We start from the raw sequence: 20041 nt of genomic DNA, 5'->3' as shown, positions 1-20041 counted from the left end.
CACCAAAAGGAACTGTCCTTGTAAAGACAGCTCCTTTTTCTTGTGCTCTATTTTTAGAAATAACTGTTTTTCTTCAACACGCGGATCACCGATTCTCCTTCAGGCACTTCGCAGTGCAGCAAAAGCGATTTGGGGGACTCGAGTTCTTTGATCGATTCCACCGCATACGCCTTCCAGTCCGCTTTTGTTTCGGAGAGAGTAAGAACGGCATAGCCATGGGACGTGCTGTCAAACAGCTCTATCCAGGGATTGGCTGTTTTAATGATATTCTGAAATTCCGTAAATAAACGGGTGACCGGCAGTTTGATGCTTTCTTTAATCACAGAAGGGACGTAGGATTCCACCGCATCGGTCGTTTGTTTGATAGGAAGCGGTACACGTTCCAATAGATGATCGGCGTAGTTCTTTGTTGTTTCGATCAGATGGTTGGAGCTGATGGGTCCTGCCATAAACTCGACGCCGATCGCTTTGCTTTTTCCATTCCGGTAGTGCTCCTGAATATGCGACGCTTCAAACGTATGAAAATCACCGGTTAGCGCAATAAAGTTAGGTACTTGATGCTGCACAATTGCACGGGCGATCGTATTCCGCTCATAGGGAAACCCGTCCCAGGAGTCAAGGTTAATGAAGCGGCCGAGAAACTTGAGCTGTGTGATCTGTACCTGATTGCCCCAGATGTTCCATTTGCTCTTCGAGGAGGCGAGTTTGTCGATCAGCCAGTCGCGCTGCGGAGTGCCGAGCATGGAACGGCCGCTGCTTTCTCTTTCTTTACACCCCTCGGTAAAGTAGCGGTCGGCCGGATCGTTTCCGCATGGGAAAGAGTCCCGGTAGAGGCGCTCATCCATCATATAAATGCCGGCCAGGCTGCCAATTTCGATATGGCGGTAAATCGCCAGAGTGCTTTCAGAAGCATTCTCCTGCTGATACGTAAACCGGCAGGGAATGTGTTCAAACCATGCCTGGTTCGCCGAAGAGCGGCGTGCCATGTTCGGATCGGGGTCATCATCGGGCGCCACACCGGGGTAAAAAGTATCATTGGCATATTCATGGTCATCCCAGACGGCAACCATTGCATGCCGCTCATGAAGGCGCTGGAGATGGAAATCAGTGCGGTACGTTTTGTACAGCTGCCGGTAATCGGCGAGCGTATAGGCGGTAGGACTGCCGCTTGGCAGATCTACTTCCCTGAAGTTTTCCATAGCCTGGTAATCGGCGTTTCCCGTCACCTCATACACATAGTCACCGAGGTGAACGAAAAAGGCGATGTCTTCAGCCGCCAGGTGGGTAAATGCCGTAAAATGGCCGTTCGTATAGTCCTGGCAGGCAACGTGCCCAATGGAAACCTGTTCTACTTCTTCGTCTTTTCCGGGAAGCGTCTGGCAGCGGCCGACGGGGCTGGCATATCCGCCCGTAGTTATAAATCGGTAGTAATAGGTATGGTTTGCTTCCAGATATGTATCGGTATCTATCCGGACGACATAGTCGTGCTCTTTCCAGACGGGAGCGAGTGCCTGCAGGACTGGAGACGAAAAATCGTCAGAGCGCGCCACTTCAAGCAGCACAAAAATGTCCTCTTCTGCATCGGCTGCCAGGCGGAAAGGATCGGTCTGCCAGAGAGAAGCGTCTCTGTCCACTTTTTCATTGGCAGCGCCATTTATATAAGAAGGATTAACCCTTGTCCAGAGGATCATGCCGCTGGACGTGGGGTCGCCGGAAACAACAGATTGTGGAAACACTTCCTCAGAAGAATTGGTTCCGGTAAATAGGGAATCGAATGTATCGATTACTGGAAAAATGGTGCCTTCCAGAAAATAAGTGGAAAAAGGATGGCCTTTTTTAAACATATAGCTGTTGTACTCATTCAATGCAGAACGCTCCTTTTGAAATCCTCATTAGTCTACTACCGAGTGTACTACAGATAGCGTAAGGACTCTAGAAACTTCAATCGATCTTATCTCATGTTAGGATAGACAGCCGGCGGGGAATAGAAGCAGGCAGGGTACCATGTCTTTGATATACTTGAAAGGCATGATGAATGTTATGCATTGAAGAGCACGCATATAAAAAGAAACGAACAGGAGTGGAAAATAAATGAAAACAAAAGCAATTTTTTTAGATATGGATGGCACTGTACTCGACAGCCGGAATAACGTAAGCATGGAAATTAAAGAAGTGATTGATCAACTGCGCAGCCAGGGCCTTTATGTATTTATCGCTACGGGAAGATCGGCGATGGAAGTGAAGTCCCTCGTGCCGGAAGGGTTTGAAGTGGATGGGATCGTTGCCTCCAATGGGATGGAAGGACATATTAATGAAGAAGTGATGTTTGAACATTCGCTGCCGGTAGAGCTTGTGGAGACGATTATTGCAGGTGCCAGGCAAAAGGAAGTGTACTATGAGCTGTTTCCTTATAACGCCCCGCGCATTATTATGGCAGAAGACCGGAAGTTTATTGAAAGAGCGGTAGAAGATCCGAAACCTGAGGAAGTGGAAATAAATGAATGGATCTCCCGCATTCAGGCGGTCAGAGAGGATATAGTCTGGACCGAAACGCTGCCGGAGCAGGCCGGCTATTCGAAATTTTATTTCTTCTCGAGAACAACAGATCATATAGATGGATGGAAAGAAGAGTTAGAGCGCTTAAAGGAACACACGAGCTTTACAACGTCCACTTCTTCCTCACACAATGTGGAAGTGATGGCAGCGGGCATCAATAAAGCAAGCGGCATTAAAGAAATGGTGGAGCGGTACAACCTCACCCGGGAAGACACGCTTGCGGTGGGTGACAGCCACAATGACCTGCCGATGTTTGAATACGTTCATCATGCTGTAGCTATGCAGAATGCAGCCGAAGACATTAAAGCGATCACAGATGAGGTAACGGAGTTCACCTGTGACGAAGACGGCGTGGCCGCCTACCTGCAGAGTACGTTTTTAAAAGATAAGGTGAACAAAGCATAAGCTTTATAGAAAAAAGAACAAAGAAGGTGATCGCATTTTTCATTTAACGTGTCCATATTGCCAAAGCCGTATATCCATGTGGAAACCCAGATGGCGCAGCCGGGCCGTCAAACCGTGGGAATTAAAATGCCCGTCCTGTAAGAATATCAGCCGGTTCAGTAAACCACTGCTTATGTTTCAGGCAATATTTCTGGTTTTATTTATCTTCGTCATTATGCCGTTTATTAACATTACCTCAGAATCCCTGGGTGAAGCATACTTGTACGGCTTAGTCCTGCTTCTGATCCTTATTCCGATTTACTGGAAGCTCACGCGCCTGGAAAAAAAGGAATAATACCTGGAGTAGGTTATACCTTTCATGAAAAGTGGTAAGAGTACAAAGAGTATCTTGTACCATGCAATTACTTTTTGTCCAAGAGAAACAGACAGCGGCATGAAGGATAGAAGGAGAGTAGGACAATGACAGAAAAAGAAGAGGGTCCGCTGGACGTGGTGTTTGAACAAATCGATGAAGCGTCCAAAACCATGAAATTAAAAGGCAGTGTACAGACCATGCTGTCGCAACCTAAGCGAAAAGTGGAAGTATCGTTTCCCGTTGAAATGGATGATGGGCATATGCAGTTGTTTAAAGGATACCGGACTCAGCACAATGATCTGCTTGGCCCGTTTAAAGGCGGCATTCGGTTTCACCCGTCCATGACCGTGGAAGAATCCCAGGCGCTCGGCACGTGGATGACATTCAAATGCGCACTCGTGCAGATTCCACACGGCGGCGCTAAGGGTGGCGTGGCCTGTGATCCTTCCATTCTAAGCGACCGGGAGCTCAGGCAGGTCAGCAGGGGCTATATAGAAGCGTTCTCTGACTTGTTCGGACCAGGACGGGATGTGCCGGCTCCTGACGTGTATACCGATCCCAAAACGATGGGAATTATGATGGACACTTATTCAAGGCTTGCCGGCAGGCATGAAGCAGGCGTAATTACAGGAAAACCGCCTTTAGTAGGCGGGTCCAAAGCGAGAGGGGCTGCGACCGCTCAGGGAGCTGTCTATGTGATTGAACAGATGCTGGAAAAAAAGAACCAGTATCCGGAAAACACCCGGGTGGCCATTCAGGGATTTGGCAACGGCGGCCAGGTCGCAGCAAGGCTGTTGTATGACCAGGGCTTTAAAGTCGTAAGTGTAAGTGATTCCAAAACAGCACTCTATGATAAAGAAGGACTGGACATTCCAAAAGCACAGGAGGCGAAAGAAAACGGGAGCCTGCAGGAATATGGTAACGAATACCTATTGGATAACAGTGAAGACGTATTGTACGCGGAAACGGACATTTTGATTCCGGCTGCAATGGAAGGCGTTATTACGAAAAATAATGCATCCCGGATCAAAGCGAGCCATATTATGGAGCTGGCGAACGGCCCGACCACACCAGAAGCCGATCACATGCTAAAAGATAACGACCAGCACGTTTATCCGGATATTCTAGTAAACGCAGGCGGCGTAGTCGTGTCGTATTTGGAATCGGTGCAGAACCATATGAATTATTACTGGGAGGAAGACGAGATAAACGAACGCATGAAAACGTTTATCTTAAAAGCCTTTGAGAACACAGAAGCTACGGCGGATCACTACAGCACCACCTATCGAAACGGCGCAATGATTTTCGCGCTGCAGCAGCTCGAACAGGCATTGGAATTCAGAGGATACCTGGCATAAGCACGGAAAAGCCCCTTTCTCTAAAAAAGAGAAGGGGCTTTTTGTATTATAAAAATAGAAGAAGGTCTAGTTGTCATTTCCTTTTTTGTTCTGCAGGGGGTGCAGGGAGGGGTCATCGTTTTCTTCGGAATGGCCATCGCCATCAATACGGGCTTCTTCCCGTTTGACGTGCTCGGTTTCTTCTTCGGTCTCCTGAATTTTTCTTTTGCCCACTACGATTTCGTCAGTCACAACCGATGTTTTTTTTACTTCGACTTCTTCATCCGTCAGGCGCATACGTACTTCCTCATTGTCTTTTCCGATTTTGCCGGGTGTGTCTTTTTCTGTACTGTCGACCGGGCGTCTCTCAATGAAGGCTTCTTCCCGCTGTACCGGTACGGAAATCGTTTTTTCTTCTTCTACGACTTCTTTTGTTACACCGACTTCCCCTTTGTCGACTTTTTTCTTGGTTACGTCCAGCTTTTCTTCCCGAAGCGGCATGACCCGTTCCTCGGTGGATTCACCGGCGGACGGAGCAGGAGGTGCATCCGGTGCGGCCGTGGTATATTCATTGCCGGGCGGTGGAACTTCATGCTCATCCATGGGAGCGGTATCAAGCGAATGCGTAAGCACGATAATTTGTCCTTTTTCTACAGCAGATACGTGGGAATCGGCATCTTCTTTGGACAATCCGAGCTGTTGAAGGGTTGACCTCGTATGCGTGTTGGAATCAGCATCAGAAGAACCGCCTTTAAAGACGTCTTTTATGCTGTCAACAAAGCTTTTGTTTTCTTTGGAATGCTTTTCTTCTACGTTCGCCTGTACGCCGGTTTCTCTGGCGATAAAGCTGCCCTCGTCTTCATCGTTTAGAATGATGGAAATGTTATCGGACAGAACGCCTTCTTGTTTTAAAGCGGCAATAGCTTCAGCCGCCTGCTGGCTGTTTTCATAAATGCCGTGGATTGATGCTGTCATCTGACTGCCTCCTTATAATATCGTGCTTGTTCCTTTTACCCTTTAACGTCATAAACAAATGGTTATAGTAATGAATTGCCCTTACCTCCCATTATCAAACCTGTATCCCTGATAGTTGAACCTATAGTCCCGTATTCCGCCTGTATTTTTAGAAATTGTCCTGAATGACACCGCACAAAAACCGCTGTTTTCCAGATTTACATACATTACATAGTTGAACGAGTGATATATATCACATTGCCACATGGCAAAACCTATTATAATAAAGGGAGAACACCAGTCCTGACGAGATAAAAAAGGGGGACAGTATATGAGCACCATGTACCGCACTATTCTTGCAGCAGTAGATGGGTCAGAGGAAGGATACTATGCGTTTCGAAAGGCGATCAGCCTGGCCGGAAAAGAGGGGGCGCAGCTTGTTATCTGCACGGTAGTAGACGAGCGGTCCTATACGGGAATTGAATACAGCCCGGCTATTTTTGAAGGATTTGAAAAATACGCCAAAACATTATTGGCAGAGTACAAAACCCAGGCGTTGGAGGCAGGTGTAACCAATGTAGAGACAAGTCTGGAATTCGGATCCCCGCGGGTGAAAATTCCTAAATCCGCTGCTCCTAAATATAAAGCGGACTTGATCGTTGCCGGAGCAGCAGGCACAGGAGCCGTGGAGAGACTTATTCTTGGAAGCGTATCCGAACACATTGTCAGACGAGCTGCATGCGACGTATTGGTTGTACGCAAAAAGAAAGGACACGCGGAAGCCCTGGCTATGACTCCGTAACGTGTCCCTGTTCATCGATTTCTGCATTAATGGAAATGTCTTCAAGGTATTGAAACATTTCTTGTTTTTCTTTTCCTTCCAAAGGAGTGATCTGGTTGTTCGTAAGGTGATAAGGGGCAAAGGACAGACCAACCTCTTCTTCCGTAAAGGTCATATGAAGAACGCCTGTTTCGGCAGAGTGTCCGCTCACATAATCGGGAAAAAGGAAATTCCCAAGCGAATAGGCGACCGGAACGCCTTCATAAAACTCGAATCCCTGCAGCCAGTGCGGGTGTGCGCCGACTATGGCATCCGTACCCGTTTCATCTACAATACGTTCCACGTACTCATGCTGGTACGCCGCCGGGGTATTGGTTTTCTCGACTCCCCAGTGAAAATTCACAACGAGATGATCGGCTTCCACGGATTGTTCGTGCGCCTGAATTGTCTCAATCACAAAATCAAGGTCATATCCATTTGTCACGCCGGGCTGCCCGGGCTGAGCCACCCAGCTGAAGTCAGGAAAAAAACGGGTAAACGATAGAAAAGCGACCGTCCGGCCGTTAATTTCCACTACTTCTGCTTCATACGCTTCGTCATCAGACCGTCCGGCCCCGATAAACGCTATTTCTTTTGCTTCCAAAGCGTCTATTGTATCGAGCAGTCCTTTTTCTCCATAGTCCATCATATGATTGTTGCCGAGGTTTACCATATCGACATGCGCTGTTTTTAACGCCTCGAGCGCTTCGATATTGCTTTTTATCCAGAAGAGCTGGTCGTCTGTTTTAGTATCCCGGTCGGTGATCGTACTCTCTAAGTTCACCACGCTGTAATCCGCTTTTTCAAATTCATTATGTACGTACTCAAATGGATAATCGTAGCCATGTTCGTCGAGCACCGGGCGCAGATCCCAGTCAAACATTGTATCACCGGCAAAGGCAATCGTGAATGGTTCCGGAGCTGGTATGGGTTCCAGCGCTTCGGCTGTTTTTCCAGCTGGTATAGAAGCAGCCTCTTGATTGGATGAGTCAGATGCATTGCTCCCGCAGCCGGCGGTAACCAGCAGCAGGCCGGCTCCGAGAAAGGGTAATAAATACTTCAATAGTAGGTCTCCTTCGCTGTACGGTTATGTAAAGAACAAAATTCATTGTCAGTGAAAATGACAGTGTATTGTCAGTATAAGGGAAGAGAAGTTCAAACGCTTGTGCTATAGTACCTGTGACTATTCTATGGAACGGATCGGCTAAACCTGACTAATAGGAGGGTATACGATGAAAGCAGCATATGAACGCATACTAGTAGCGGTGGATGATTCCCCAGAGGGGAAAAACGCGCTTCGGAAAGCAAGTGAAATTGCTAAAGCCAATGATGACGCGAAGCTGATAATTACGCATGTGGTGGACGAAGCGGCCTATGCCGGGGTGCATACGTTTCCGGTTGATTTCTTTAAAGAGGCGGAGGAACGTGGGAAGGAGCTGCTCCGGGAGCTGGAAAGCGATATGATGGATGCCGGGCTTACGAACATTGACACCATTCTCGACCGGGGAAACCCTAAAGTGCTTATTCCAAAAGAAATAGCAGTAGCCCAGCAGGCGGACCTGATCGTTGCAGGTGCATCGGGAGCCGGCACGGTAGAGAAGTTTGTCATCGGCAGCGTGTCCGCAGGCATTGCCAGGCATGCCACCAGCGATGTCCTGATTGTCAGGAAAAAAGCGGACGGCTATCCGTATGTATCCATTCTACTTGCCGTAGATGGCTCTGAGTCGGCACACCGGGCGTTCAAAAAAACACTGCATCTGGCTAAATCAGAAAAAGCGGAACTCACAATCGCTCATGTAATTAATAAAAGAATGCTCTCCAACGTAACGAAAAACAGCAAAGAAGCGTTACAGTCGATGGAAGATGCCGGCTGGAAAATGCTCACGGACTACAAGCAGGAAGCTGAAACTGAAGGCATTTCCCCGGTCAGGGTGGAAGTAGAGCACGGCGCGCCGAAAATGATGATTCCAAGAAGCATTGCTCCAAGACATCACGCTGATCTTATCGTGTCAGGGGCGTCAGGACTCCGCAGCAGGGAGCGTTTCTTTCTCGGCAGCGTGTCGGAAGGCATTACACGAAGATCAGGATGTGATGTGCTCATCGTAAGGCAGCCGGTACAAAAAAGCGAAGCAAAGACCGAAAAGGGGGAAACAAGATGACGCAGATGTACAAGCGCATTCTCGCCGCAGTGGATGGATCAAACGAATCAAAAGCAGCGTTTCAGAAAGCAAAGGCGCTGGCAGAACGGGACGAAGCAGAGCTGATGGTCTGTCATGTAGTCGACACAACCTCGTACGCGGGCCTGGAGCATTACAGTACGGATTTTGTAAAAGGACTCGAAGAATATTCCCAGAATCTGCTTGATGAATATAAAGCCGAGGTGGAAGAAAACGGGAAGGTTAACATCACCACGATTTTGGAACATGGGTCCCCGAAAGCAAAAATACCAAAGGATATCGTCAAAAGGTACAAGGTTGACCTGATCGTAGTCGGGGCAGTCGGTATGGGGGCGGTGGAGCGGTTTGTGCTTGGAAGCGTTTCTGAGCAGATATCCAGAAGAGCTGCCTGCGATGTGCTGATTGTGCGTTCGCAGGAAAGATAGAAAAGACAGGCAGCCGGCGCAACTCGTGCCGGCTGCTTTTTTATATGACAAAACAATGAACAAAGCATGCTTTCCCATCTAAATCAAAGACAGTGCCAGGCAAGACAGGTATAATCAGAAGTAATCATACTATTAGGAGACGTGACTTATGTATCCAACTCTGGAAGACTGTATTAACGACTTAGAAAAGCATGGCCGCCTTATCCGGATCACAGAAGAAGTGGATCCCGATCTGGAGCTTGCTTCGATACATATGCGTGTGAACGCGGCAGGAGGACCGGCCCTTTTATTTGAAAATGTAAAAGGATCAAAATACCGCGCTGTTTCGAATTTATTCGGTGACCTGGAAAGAAGTGAATTTATTTTCCGGAATACGCTGGAAACGACCCAGCGTTTAATATCCCTGCGCAGCAACCCAATGGCCGCGCTGAAACAGCCGATTAAAAATTTAAGCTCCGGCGTGGCAGGCTCAAAGGCGCTTCCTTCGAAAAAAAAGGAAAAAGAAGTCGAAGGCTTTGATGAAATCCGCATCGAAGATCTGCCGCTGATTAAACATTGGCCCGATGATGGGGGAGCCTTTATTACGCTGCCCCAGGTCTACTCGGAAGATCCGGAAAAACCGGGGATTATGAACAGCAACCTGGGAATGTACCGGGTACAGCTGGACGGAAATGAGTTTGAAATGAATAAAGAAATCGGCATGCACTACCAGATTCACCGGGGAATCGGTGTGCATCAGGAAAAAGCCAACCGGCTCGGAAAGCCGCTGAAAGTGAGCATCTTTATCGGCGGTCCGCCCTCGCATACGCTGTCGGCAGTAATGCCGCTTCCGGAAGGATTAAGCGAAATGACGTTTGCCGGACTTCTGGCCGGCCGCCGCTTTCGTTATACGTACGCCGATGGATATTGCATCAGCCTTGATGCAGACTTCGTCATTACCGGCGAGCTGCATCCGCAGGAGACCAAGCCGGAAGGACCTTTTGGCGACCATTTGGGATATTACAGCCTCGTGCATGAATTTCCAATGATGCGTGTGCATAAAGTTTATGCCAAACAGCAGGCGATCTGGCCGTTGACGGTAGTCGGCCGGCCCCCACAGGAAGACACGGCGTTCGGGGACCTGATTCATAAGCTGACCGGGGATGCGCTGAAAGAAGAGATTCCCGGTGTGAAAGAAGTAAATGCCGTCGATGCGGCCGGCGTGCACCCGCTGCTGTTTGCGATTGGCAGCGAACGCTACACCCCGTTTCAGGATGTAAAGCGCCCGGCTGAGCTGCTGACGATTGCCAACCGTATTTTAGGTACCGGTCACGTGAGCCTGGCAAAATTTCTCTTTATTACAGCGGAACAGGACCAGCCGCTTGACACACACAAAGAAGTGGAGTTTCTTACGTATATAATGGAACGATTGGACCTGCACCGTGATCTGCATTTTTATACAAATACGACCATCGATACACTGGACTACTCCGGGACCGGATTGAACAGTGGAAGCAAGGTCGTAATTGCAGCTTACGGGGATAAAAAAAGAGAGCTTTGCCAAACCGTGCCCGTTCACTTTGAACAAATGGATACGTTCCGCAATGCACGCCTCGTGATGCCGGGAATGACGGCGATAGAAGGCCCCGATTTTACAACGTACGAAGAGGCGGAAAAGGAAACAGCCGAGCTAAGCCAAAGCCTGCTGAAAAATGGGGAGCTGCCGGAGTGTCCGATAATTATTCTCTGCGACGACAGCACGTTTATCAGTGAAACGGTCTCCAATTTTATGTGGGCCGTGTTTACGAGAAGCAATCCATCCCACGACATACATGGGGTAAACAGCTTTTATGACCATAAGCACTGGGGCTGCGACAACATGATTATCGACGCCAGAATCAAGCCCCACCATGCGCCGCCGCTTCTTGCAGATCCGGAAGTAGAACAGCATGTTGATCGATTATTTAAAGATGGGGGAAGTTTAAGCCACATAACCCCGCAAAAGTGATAAAATAGAAAGCGCAGATTGGGAGACGCCCGAAAAAACGGGCCTGGTTATTTCCTTACTCGAGGCAATAACCCCAGCAGATTACAGGGAGGGGTATCACCCACATGACGTTTACAGTTAATGACAGGTTTAAAATGTTTACGCTGAGCTCAAATGAGCCGCTTACAAGAGACATTGTCCGCCATCTAGGAAGTGAGCTTGGAGGAAGCAACGTCCAGCGCTTCAGTGACGGGGAAGTTAAAGTGAACGTAGAGGAGAGCGTGCGCGGCGGAGAGATTTATGTCGTTCAGTCTATTGCACATCCAAGCAGTGACCACTTAATGGAGCTGCTGATTATGATTGATGCACTAAAGCGGGCATCCGCCAAACGAATCAATCTGGTTATCCCGTATTTCGGCTATTCCAGACAGGACCGCAAAGCCCGCTCCAGAGAGCCGATTACAGCAAAGTTAATTGCGAACCTGCTCCAGGCAGCAGGGGCTACACGTGTCATTACAATGGACCTTCATGCACCGCAGATTCAAGGGTTTTTCGATATTGCAGTTGATCATCTTCTTGGCATGCCGATCCTATCGAAGTATTTCGCTGAAAAACAGATAGAAAATGGAGTGATTGTGGCTCCAAACAACGGTGGAGTAAAAGCTGCGCGGGAATTGGCGGATATCCTTGGTATGCCGATTGCCTTTATCGATAAAAGGCAGACGGGGGCCCGTCAGTCCGAGATTGTAAATATCATTGGAGAGACGGCAGGAAAGAATGCCATCATCATTGATGATTTAATAGATACAGGAAAAACGATGGCATCAGCGGCCCAGGCGCTTAAAGACAGCGGCACAGAAACGATATATGCCTGCTGCACCCACGCCGTGCTGTCAGGAAACGCAGTGGAATTAATCGAACAGGCACCGATCGAAGAAATGGTCGTTACAGATACGATTCATATTCCGGAAGCCAAACAGGGCAGAAACATGAAAGTATTATCGGCTGCGCCATTATTTGCAGAGGCCATCAGCCGTGTGCACAATAGACAATCAGTGGATAAGCTTTTCAAACGATAACAACAAGAGCCGCAGAGAAATTCTGCGGTTTCTTATATAAAGGTTTAAATAATTTCACGTACCAAATTAATTATAAAAATAAAAATTTTAATAAAACAGACAAAAAGCCAAAATACACAACTGACAGCTGAGTGTGATGTAGGTCACGTTCTTTTCAGAAAAACTGGTATATACTAAACGTAATAAATCCACAAGAGAAGGCGGGAATGGCGATGAAGACTCGGTATAAAACTATTTTGACTGCTGTAGATGGATCGGAAGAATCCCATTATGCATTAAAAAGAAGCATTAAGCTTGCCAAAACCAACAACAGCCGGCTGGTTATAACTCACGTGGTGGACTATCGCAATTACAGCCGGATGCAGTTGTATTCTCCTTATATGCTGCCGGCAGCCGAAGAAAAAGGCCAGAGCATTCTCGATGAAAGCAAAGAAACGGCGGAAAAAGCGGGGGTGCTCAGTGTCAGCGTATCCATGCAGCAGGGGATGCCGAAATCTAAAATCCCTAAAGAAATTGCCCCGGAATTCGCGGCGGATTTGATCGTGTCAGGGGCTTCGGGAGCCGGCACGTTTGAAAAGTTTATTGTCGGCAGTGTTTCAGGAGGCATCGCAAGGCATGCATCATGTGACGTGCTGATTGTTCGAAACGAGCCTGAAAAAGAATACCAAACCATTATGATCCCGGTAGACGGCTCAGATACAGGCCTTGATGCCTTTAAAAAAGGTATTGCTATGGCAAAGGACACCGGGGCCGCCGTAGTTATTGCACACGCCATGCATACACCAATGGTATCCACTGCCGACCAGTACCGGGATCATATTCTGGAAACATTCCGGGAAAATGGAGAAAAGCTAATTGCGGAGTACAGCCGGATGGCTAAAGAAGAAGGAATTGATGAAGACAAGCTGAAGCTGTCCCTGCAGGCTGGTTCCCCAAAACTTATTCTTCCGAAAGAAACAGCGCACAAATACAACGTGGATTTAATTGTGGTCGGAGCTTCTGGTTTAAGCAGTACCGAACGATTTTTCCTGGGGAGTGTATCTGAAGGCATTGCAAGACGTGCTGCCTGCGATGTATTAATTATTCGTAACCGCCAGTAGCAGAAAAGGGGGAGCAGCCTGGTTTCCCCTTATACATATGCCGGGTACAAAAAAAGCGCTCCCTTTTCAGGAACGCGTTTCTGGTTTACTTGTTAATTAAGCCGCCCTGCTCTTCCTGCAGTTGACGAACGGCTTCTACCTGCATATCCGTTAGGGAAGTGTAGTTGCCTTTCGTATCCAAAGCCAATAGTACAGCAGTGCCTTTTAGTGAATATTTATTCGTAAGATCTCCAAAATCCTTGGATTTCATCTTATAATCTGCTTCTTCATACTGTCCTTCAGTAGCAAGAGCATAAATATCCAGCTCCGGGATCATTTCTAGCGTAATTGCATCGTTGCCTGCAATATCATAAATGTCCTTTTGTCCTTCTACAGAACGGACCTCAATTTGTTCGTTTGTTTTACTAATTATTACTTGTAAACTCATATATCTCACCTTTCTAATGTGTACTACTCTAGCCATTTCCGAATTATGCTGTATGTAAACATGGAATTAAGAAAAGCAGGCCGGGCTTTTTCCGTCCGGTCTGTTTTTACTTTAAATAATAATACTCCTGCGGTGTCATTTCCTGCCCGCTTATCGGCAGAATCGCTTCAAATGATACATAATAAATAGTCATGTTTTCTTTGGAAGGGTAATGGGGATCTTCTTGATGAGCGAAACCTTTTCGAATCAATTCCCGCCAGTCCTCATCTGCAGCGGATCCGTAATAAAAATTTTGGACAGGTACATGATAACGGTCGAGGCCGAGTGCTTTTTTTAATTTTTTCATTTGTGTTTCCGTAAGAGTAGCCGCAAATAACATAAGGGAGCACGCCCTTTCATATGGTGATGAAGTATAAACTATTTTTTATGATAGGGCTTGTGTTCATTATTTTCAAGTCATTGCCTTTACTTTATGGCAGAGACGACAAAAATACAGCGCTGGAGCGTTTCAGTCTGTAGTGCAAAAGGTATAGAAGAAGGCAGTGCGTTTCTAATGGCGGGAAAGCATGCAAATAAAAAAGAATGAGGGAATGCACAGTGACGTACGTTTTACTTTTAGTTGGGTTTGCATTACTGATTAAAGGCGCTGATTATTTTGTAAAAGGAGCGTCCCGCATAGCGTCTAATCTGCAGGTAAGTCCGCTGCTCGTTGGATTGACGATTGTGGCGTTTGGCACAAGTTCGCCGGAAGCGACGGTCAGTGTGACTGCCGCACTCGAAGACAATGCGGGAGTGGCACTCGGAAACGTGGTAGGTAGCAATATTTTTAATATAACGTTTGTTATCGGCCTAACCGCGCTGATTGCACCGTTGAAAGTGGAAACGGAAACAATCCGTAAAGAAATTCCGTTCACCCTGCTTGCAAGCATTGCCCTATTGATACTAATGAGTGATATGGCGCTTCAAACAGTGAGTGCCAACATGATCACACGTAGTGATGGATTTATTTTATTGTTATTTTTTGCCGTATTTTTATATTATATTTTTGAAGTGGCGAGAAGGGACCGCAACAGCCAGGTGCCGGAAGAACAGACCGTTCAGAAAGTATGGGGGAAATATATTTTTCTGACTATCATCGGTCTGGCTGCAATTATTTTTGGCGGGGACCTGGTCGTTGGAAGTGCCTCTGATATAGCGCGCTCTTTTGGAATGAGTAACACTCTGGTCGGTCTTACTATTGTTGCAGTTGGAACCTCGCTGCCAGAGCTGATTACATCGGTAACCGCAGCTATTAAAAAAGAAGGCGGCATTGCGATCGGCAATATTGTAGGTAGTAACATCTTTAACATCTTATTTGTCCTTGGTGCTGCTTCTGCGATATCACCGCTTGCTGTAGACAGCAAAGTATTTTTCGACGTAATTTTAATGATTGTACTGACTGTCGTTCTGCTCGTGTTCTCCAGAACAAGCTTTACAATTGGACGCCGGGAAGGAATAGCGCTTGCGGTTGCCTACATTTTATACATGATCTATATCATTCTGCGCAATTAAAATAAATCCCCGTCCGCTCTATAAAGAGCAGACGGGGATTTATTTACCAGCTTAATAACGAGCTGAGAGCAGTAATCGTCGCCGCATAGATAACGGCAGCACCGAGAAATATATAAAGGTGGGTATGTTTTTCTGATGGCATTTCCTTGCTGATGACGTTAAAAATCATCGCACCGGACGTAAAGGCAATCATCGAATCAACGTACAGGCCGGTGGAAGGGCCGAACATCCCCGCTGCACAACCGGCAATAGTGGCAGTCCCAAGAATAAAGCGGCCGTACCGAAGATGCAGGTGTTTGCTTTCCAGCCAAAGGTTGTAAGAGATGCCGATAAAATGAAGACCAATGGCAGTGCCGTAAAACATGGCTTCTAGCGTTTTTACGTCAGACGAGACGACGATGTAGGTGACCATAAAAGTATAGGCCGCAAAAAATCCTGCTTCCACAAAATAAAAGCGGGTGGCGCCGTGAGTTTGTTCTTTTCGGTAATCAGCCAACTTATAAATGGTGAAGTACACAAGCAGGCCGAGCAGACCTAATACATACAGCTCCGAGCCGAGAGGAGCCTCACCGCCAAGCTTGTTTTGTTCATCATGAAGGGTAGGGAGGATATAGACAAAGACATAGGCAATAGCTACACCTCCGCATAGGGAAAGCCAGCGTGAAGTGGATAAATTTGTTTTGGATATTACCTGGCTGGCAAACAATTGAATCAGTAAAAACCCAATGCCGATAACAATCGAATCAATAGTAATCATGAGCAGGCACTTTCTCCCTTAACAATAGTCTGGCTGCGGACGGATAGAAAACCGTCATTTCTCTTTCTTTCAGCTCACTAAATATAGCATAAACCGCTCGGCAGCAAGCAAATTATTTTACAGCGCTCCAAAAACGCGCATGGACCTGTATACCTGATATGTAAGAAATATCCAAATCACAGAGGGAGCGTGTTATTGCCTGTATGCAGCCATTGTTATAAAAGAAAAGCCCGGCAGATAAGATACCTCCCGGGCTTTTCTTTTATATAACGGACTCATACGCTGTCTATCTGTAGAAATTCAGCTGTAAATGCTTTCGGTGTAACCGGGGTGCCGAAATAATAGCCCTGTCCAAGAACACAGGCGTGTTTTTTTAAAAAGGAGAGCTGTGCCTCTGTCTCAATGCCTTCGGCTAGAGGAGCAATATCCATCGATTCTGCCAGACGGATAATGGCTTCGATGATTTTTTTGTTTGATGCCACATCCAGGTTCATCGTCAAAGATTTATCAATTTTGATCACATCTACGGGAAAAGAAGCCAAATAAGAAAGCGAGGAATATCCGGTGCCAAAGTCATCAAGTGCAATCTGAATGCCTTCTTTTTTTAATGTCCGCAGCAGATTAAGGGACTGCTCCTCCTGACGGATTATCATGCCCTCTGTAATTTCGATGGTCAATTGTTCCGGTGGTACCCCATAATACCGGATGAGCGCAATAATGTCCTCAGCCAAATGTATGTTCTCGAACTGCTGGGGAGAAATATTGACGGCTAGTTGAAAATCCTGTTTCTCTGTTTTGATCCACTCCCCGGCAAGGCGGAAGCTTTCCTTCAGCACCCACCAGCCGATTTCTTCCATGAGGCCGGCTTTTTCGGCAATGGATATAAATTCAGAAGGGGCGACATCTCCTAAATGTGGATGGTTCCACCTCAACAGGGCTTCCCCGCCAATTAAATGGTTGGTGTCCAATTCTACCTGCGGCTGAAACAACAGCTGAAACTGCTTCTGTTCTATCGCCTGTTTTAATTCGTTTTTCATATAGAAACTTCTCGTGTGCGTTCCAAGAATATGCGGCTTATAGAATTCGACCCGGTTTTTCCCTCTATGCTTTGCGTCATACATCGCCAGATCTGCTTTGTTCAGCAGGGCTCCTATGTCGCTGCCGTCATCAGGAAACATACTCACGCCGGCACTGAAAGTAAAGAAGATCTTATCTCCATCAATAACGAGGCCGTCATTGTGACATTCGTTGTAAATATGCTGCAGGATGCCGCGGATATAGTCTTCTGTAAGCGGCTCTTTCTCCTGTGGCAGCAGCACAACGAATTCATCTCCGCCGATCCGGGCTATTCTGCTCTGGGAGGGGAGGTAGGTGTTCAGGCAGCAGCTGATCGATTGAAGCGCCCGGTCGCCGGCTGCATGGCCGTATATATCATTAATCTGTTTAAAATAGTCAAAATCCAGATAAAGCACAGCTGTCCGGGAATGAGTTATGCGGAGAGCAGGGAAGTAATTAAAAATATAGGAACGGTTGTAAAGCCCGGTCAAACTGTCTTTAATCAGCGCGCCTTCCAGCATCAGGCTTTGATTAATAATAAATCCCAGCATCCTCATGAGCTGGGCGTCTTCTTTTGTAAAACGATACGGATCCAGGTCCATCACGCAGAGACTTCCCACCAGTTCGTTTTCATCAGTAACAATCGGAACGCCCATTAAGGAGCCGGTGCCTATTAAATGAGTAACCACATGGTCTTTTGTGAGCGGGTGAAGGCTTAAATCGTTAACAATAAGCGGATTTTCTCCGCTCTCCGTAACGATGCGGCAGAACTCATGGCGGTAGTCGCGCGTTTCTCCTTCCTTAAGCAGATTGTATCGGCGGTTGAACACGCGGCGTATCGTGTTGACATTCCCGTTGGACGTAGAGAAAAACACCGTATTCGACTGCAGGGCGCTGCTTAAATAGTCAATCGCTTCCGAAACGATATGGTCGAGCTTTTCTGTGTAGTTGATCTCAGTGAACTGCATGATCGTTTCCCCTTTTATCTTTATCGACTGGCATATTTTAAACAATATAGGATCTCTTACAAATTTTGAGAGAATTGTTGCGTCAAGCCTACCATACAACAGAGTTTACATGGGAGAATATGCTTTTATACAGCAGAATATGCTATAATGGAATCAAGAAAATGTACCTGGTTTGTTAACAGGTACCCCTGCTTTTGAGAAGGGAGGTGGCAAAGGTGACTGCTCCTGAAAAAGAGAAAAAGGGTAACGTTCGTGATGAAATCAAAGAATATGAACTCGAAATCGACCGCATGATCAATGAAGGCTTTGCCGGCGGACGCATCATCGACATAAAACGAAAGCGTCCAAAAGATAAAGCAGCAGGCGCCGAAGAAGTATAAATCAAAAAACCGGTCCTCCATTGAGAGAACCGGTTTTGTTTGGAGGTAAAAATGAAAAGCTGGATTTACGATACGCTGATGGCACCGCTTGAACAGACCAGGCTCAAGCAGATACGCCGGGACATGCTTGCCGGGGTAAAAGGAAACGTCCTTGATATTGGTTCAGGAACGGGTGCTTCACTGCCTTATTACAGGCAGGCAGAGAGTGTAACCCTGCTGGAGCCGGATGCAGGGAAACTAAAACGGATCTCCCGCCGTCCCCCTCCGCCGAACGTAACTTTTTACCTGGCCCAGGCTTCTGCAGAGAGCATGCCGTTTCCAGACGATACGTTTGATGAAGCAGCTGCCTTTCTTGCCTTCTGCACGATTCCGGATCCCGTCCGGGCGCTCCGTGAAACCGCTAGGGTCGTTAAGCCCGGCGGACGAATACAGCTGCTCGAACACGTACGGATGGATCGCCATCCAAGGACCGCGCGGCTGCAGGATATTCTGGCACCGGCCTGGGAGCGGGTCGCAGAAGGATGCCAGTTAAACCGGCCGACCCGGCGCCTTGTGGAAGAAAGCCCGCTGCAACTGGAACGGGTTCAATCCTTATACGGCGGTCTCGTCCTTATACTTGAAGCCTATGTGTCGTCCTGAGTTAGTCTTCTGAAGTAAGCTCGTTTACCTGAATATCAAGCTGTTTTTCCATAGACAGCCCATCGTTAAACCAAAACTCTTCTAGAGCTACCATATGAATCTGATCGTTTTCGTAAGCAGGCAGACTTTTCCAGATCGAGCTGTTCATTAGCTCTTCCGCTTCTTTTACACCGCCTTCCTCATATACGGTGACAAACATATGATCCGCCGCGTAATCGGGCAGTGCTTCCAGCGAGAGCGCGGCAAACTGCTCGCCGGAATCGATTACTTCTTCCTGCACAAGATCGGGAGCGGGGAGGTTGAGTGTTTCATAAAGATTATATGACCCGCGTCCCGGGGTGGTATGAACATAAATTTCTTTAGCAGATATTTCGTACACACCGACTGTTTCGCCGGCTTCAATAATATCACTGATTTGTTTTTTCGCTTCTTCGCCCTGTTGTTCGTAGGAAGCAATCCATTCCTCGGCCTCTTCCTCACGGTCCAGCATCTCACCAAAATAGGCCACTTCTTCTTTGGCATCCATTTCCGCCCACGGCACGGTAACCGTCGGGGCTATCTGCTCCAGCTGGCTGATTACATTTTCCTCTAAATATGTAGGAGCCACGATCAGATCCGGTTCCATTTCCAGCACTTTTTCGACAGAAGGATCTCCAACGTCTTCGGCACCCGCCAATTCCTCTTCCAGCTGGTTGGAGTTGTTTTTAAGAGTCGAGTCGACACCGATCGGTTCAATGCCCAAAGCCAGAAGATCCCCGGCAAATTGAAGGGCGACGACCCGTTCCGGATCCGCAGGTATGTCTACTTCGCCGTTTTCGGCTGTAACTGTTCTCGTACCGCTGTCTGTTTCTTCGGCTTGTTCTGCGCTGCTTGTTTCTTCTGAATCACTGTTGCCGCAGGCGGCAAGAAAAAGAACAAAGCAGAAAAGAAAGGCTGAAAATCCTGCCTTTAATATATACATCCACATCCACCACCCCTTATTGATATTGAAAATCATTATCATTTAAAAATATAGCAGGAAAATCTTTCCTTGTCTATATGCAATCGCAGTTGACTTTAAAAGAAGAGCGCACTATATTCAAAGAAATG

Annotated in this window: 20 protein-coding genes; 12 read left to right on the top strand and 8 right to left on the bottom strand. The window is 47.3% G+C overall.

Annotated elements, in window-relative coordinates:
* Positions 1-53 precede the first annotated feature (53 nt).
* Positions 54-1865: an alkaline phosphatase D family protein gene (locus AC5W14_RS13255; RefSeq protein ID WP_496194707.1), complete on the bottom strand. Its 1812-nt coding sequence runs from the start codon at positions 1863-1865 to the stop codon at positions 54-56.
* A gap of 226 nt (positions 1866-2091) precedes the next feature.
* On the opposite strand from AC5W14_RS13255, the gene AC5W14_RS13250 reads away from it, so the two are divergent.
* The 3 genes from AC5W14_RS13250 (at position 2092) to AC5W14_RS13240 (ending at position 4674) form a co-directional block, all read left to right on the top strand.
* On the top strand, positions 2092-2961 hold the full coding sequence (locus AC5W14_RS13250; RefSeq protein ID WP_496194706.1) for a Cof-type HAD-IIB family hydrolase: 870 nt from the start codon (positions 2092-2094) through the stop codon (positions 2959-2961).
* A 76-nt stretch (positions 2962-3037) separates the two neighbouring features.
* The gene (locus AC5W14_RS13245) at positions 3038-3295 is read left to right on the top strand and encodes a hypothetical protein (protein WP_496194705.1); all 258 of its coding nucleotides are present in this window, start codon (positions 3038-3040) and stop codon (positions 3293-3295) included.
* A 125-nt stretch (positions 3296-3420) separates the two neighbouring features.
* A complete protein-coding gene (locus tag AC5W14_RS13240) occupies positions 3421-4674 on the top strand; it encodes a Glu/Leu/Phe/Val family dehydrogenase (protein WP_496194704.1) in 1254 nt (417 codons plus the stop codon).
* Between the two features lie 66 nt (positions 4675-4740).
* On the opposite strand, the gene AC5W14_RS13235 is transcribed toward AC5W14_RS13240, so the two are convergent.
* A complete protein-coding gene (locus tag AC5W14_RS13235) occupies positions 4741-5628 on the bottom strand; it encodes a YsnF/AvaK domain-containing protein (protein WP_496194703.1) in 888 nt (295 codons plus the stop codon).
* A gap of 310 nt (positions 5629-5938) precedes the next feature.
* On the opposite strand from AC5W14_RS13235, the gene AC5W14_RS13230 reads away from it, so the two are divergent.
* Positions 5939-6409 carry a universal stress protein gene (locus tag AC5W14_RS13230; RefSeq protein ID WP_496058326.1) on the top strand — a complete coding sequence of 157 codons (471 nt, stop codon included), beginning with the start codon at positions 5939-5941 and terminating at the stop codon, positions 6407-6409.
* Here AC5W14_RS13230 and AC5W14_RS13225 read toward each other — a convergent pair.
* Positions 6396-7490 (bottom strand): CapA family protein, encoded by a 1095-nt coding sequence (locus AC5W14_RS13225; protein ID WP_496058325.1) that lies wholly within the window; start codon positions 7488-7490, stop codon positions 6396-6398. The genes AC5W14_RS13230 and AC5W14_RS13225 overlap by 14 nt on opposite strands.
* A gap of 169 nt (positions 7491-7659) precedes the next feature.
* Between AC5W14_RS13225 and AC5W14_RS13220 the strand changes: the two genes are divergently transcribed.
* From AC5W14_RS13220 to AC5W14_RS13200, 5 genes are all read left to right on the top strand, one after another.
* Positions 7660-8586 (top strand): universal stress protein, encoded by a 927-nt coding sequence (locus AC5W14_RS13220; protein WP_496194702.1) that lies wholly within the window; start codon positions 7660-7662, stop codon positions 8584-8586.
* On the top strand, positions 8583-9029 hold the full coding sequence (locus AC5W14_RS13215) for a universal stress protein (protein ID WP_496058323.1): 447 nt from the start codon (positions 8583-8585) through the stop codon (positions 9027-9029). The genes AC5W14_RS13220 and AC5W14_RS13215 overlap by 4 nt, the downstream gene beginning before the upstream one ends.
* Positions 9030-9177: 148 nt before the next feature.
* A complete protein-coding gene (locus AC5W14_RS13210) occupies positions 9178-11016 on the top strand; it encodes a UbiD family decarboxylase (protein WP_496194701.1) in 1839 nt (612 codons plus the stop codon).
* 104 nt (positions 11017-11120) lie between these two features.
* On the top strand, positions 11121-12074 hold the full coding sequence (locus tag AC5W14_RS13205; RefSeq protein ID WP_496058321.1) for a ribose-phosphate diphosphokinase: 954 nt from the start codon (positions 11121-11123) through the stop codon (positions 12072-12074).
* A gap of 212 nt (positions 12075-12286) precedes the next feature.
* On the top strand, positions 12287-13174 hold the full coding sequence (locus AC5W14_RS13200) for a universal stress protein (RefSeq protein ID WP_496194700.1): 888 nt from the start codon (positions 12287-12289) through the stop codon (positions 13172-13174).
* Positions 13175-13259: 85 nt separating this feature from the next.
* Here the strand turns inward: AC5W14_RS13200 and AC5W14_RS13195 are convergent, their stop codons facing one another.
* Both AC5W14_RS13195 and AC5W14_RS13190 read right to left on the bottom strand, forming a co-directional pair.
* Complete coding sequence (locus tag AC5W14_RS13195) at positions 13260-13601, bottom strand: hypothetical protein (RefSeq protein ID WP_496058319.1); 342 nt, start codon at positions 13599-13601, stop codon at positions 13260-13262.
* A gap of 106 nt (positions 13602-13707) precedes the next feature.
* On the bottom strand, positions 13708-13947 hold the full coding sequence (locus AC5W14_RS13190) for a hypothetical protein (RefSeq protein ID WP_496058318.1): 240 nt from the start codon (positions 13945-13947) through the stop codon (positions 13708-13710).
* 251 nt (positions 13948-14198) lie between these two features.
* Between AC5W14_RS13190 and AC5W14_RS13185 the strand changes: the two genes are divergently transcribed.
* Positions 14199-15152 (top strand): calcium/sodium antiporter, encoded by a 954-nt coding sequence (locus AC5W14_RS13185; RefSeq protein WP_496194699.1) that lies wholly within the window; start codon positions 14199-14201, stop codon positions 15150-15152.
* 43 nt (positions 15153-15195) lie between these two features.
* Here AC5W14_RS13185 and AC5W14_RS13180 read toward each other — a convergent pair whose 3' ends face one another.
* Together AC5W14_RS13180 and AC5W14_RS13175 are read right to left on the bottom strand one after the other, a co-directional pair.
* On the bottom strand, positions 15196-15909 hold the full coding sequence (locus AC5W14_RS13180) for a hypothetical protein (RefSeq protein WP_496058316.1): 714 nt from the start codon (positions 15907-15909) through the stop codon (positions 15196-15198).
* Between the two features lie 275 nt (positions 15910-16184).
* Positions 16185-17933: a bifunctional diguanylate cyclase/phosphodiesterase gene (locus tag AC5W14_RS13175; RefSeq protein ID WP_496194698.1), complete on the bottom strand. Its 1749-nt coding sequence runs from the start codon at positions 17931-17933 to the stop codon at positions 16185-16187.
* A 215-nt stretch (positions 17934-18148) separates the two neighbouring features.
* Between AC5W14_RS13175 and AC5W14_RS13170 the strand changes: the two genes are divergently transcribed.
* The gene (locus AC5W14_RS13170) at positions 18149-18313 is read left to right on the top strand and encodes a hypothetical protein (protein ID WP_496058314.1); all 165 of its coding nucleotides are present in this window, start codon (positions 18149-18151) and stop codon (positions 18311-18313) included.
* A gap of 51 nt (positions 18314-18364) precedes the next feature.
* Positions 18365-18952, top strand: coding sequence for a class I SAM-dependent methyltransferase (locus AC5W14_RS13165; RefSeq protein WP_496058313.1), 588 nt, complete (start codon positions 18365-18367; stop codon positions 18950-18952).
* Between the two features lies 1 nt (position 18953).
* Here AC5W14_RS13165 and AC5W14_RS13160 read toward each other — a convergent pair whose 3' ends face one another.
* Positions 18954-19913 (bottom strand): iron-hydroxamate ABC transporter substrate-binding protein, encoded by a 960-nt coding sequence (locus tag AC5W14_RS13160; protein ID WP_496194697.1) that lies wholly within the window; start codon positions 19911-19913, stop codon positions 18954-18956.
* Positions 19914-20041: the final 128 nt, after the last annotated feature.

Source organism: Sinobaca sp. TMA16-18 (assembly GCF_059510535.1).
The sequence above is the reverse complement of the archived record's forward strand: the minus strand, read 5'-3'. Positions and strand labels throughout refer to the sequence as shown.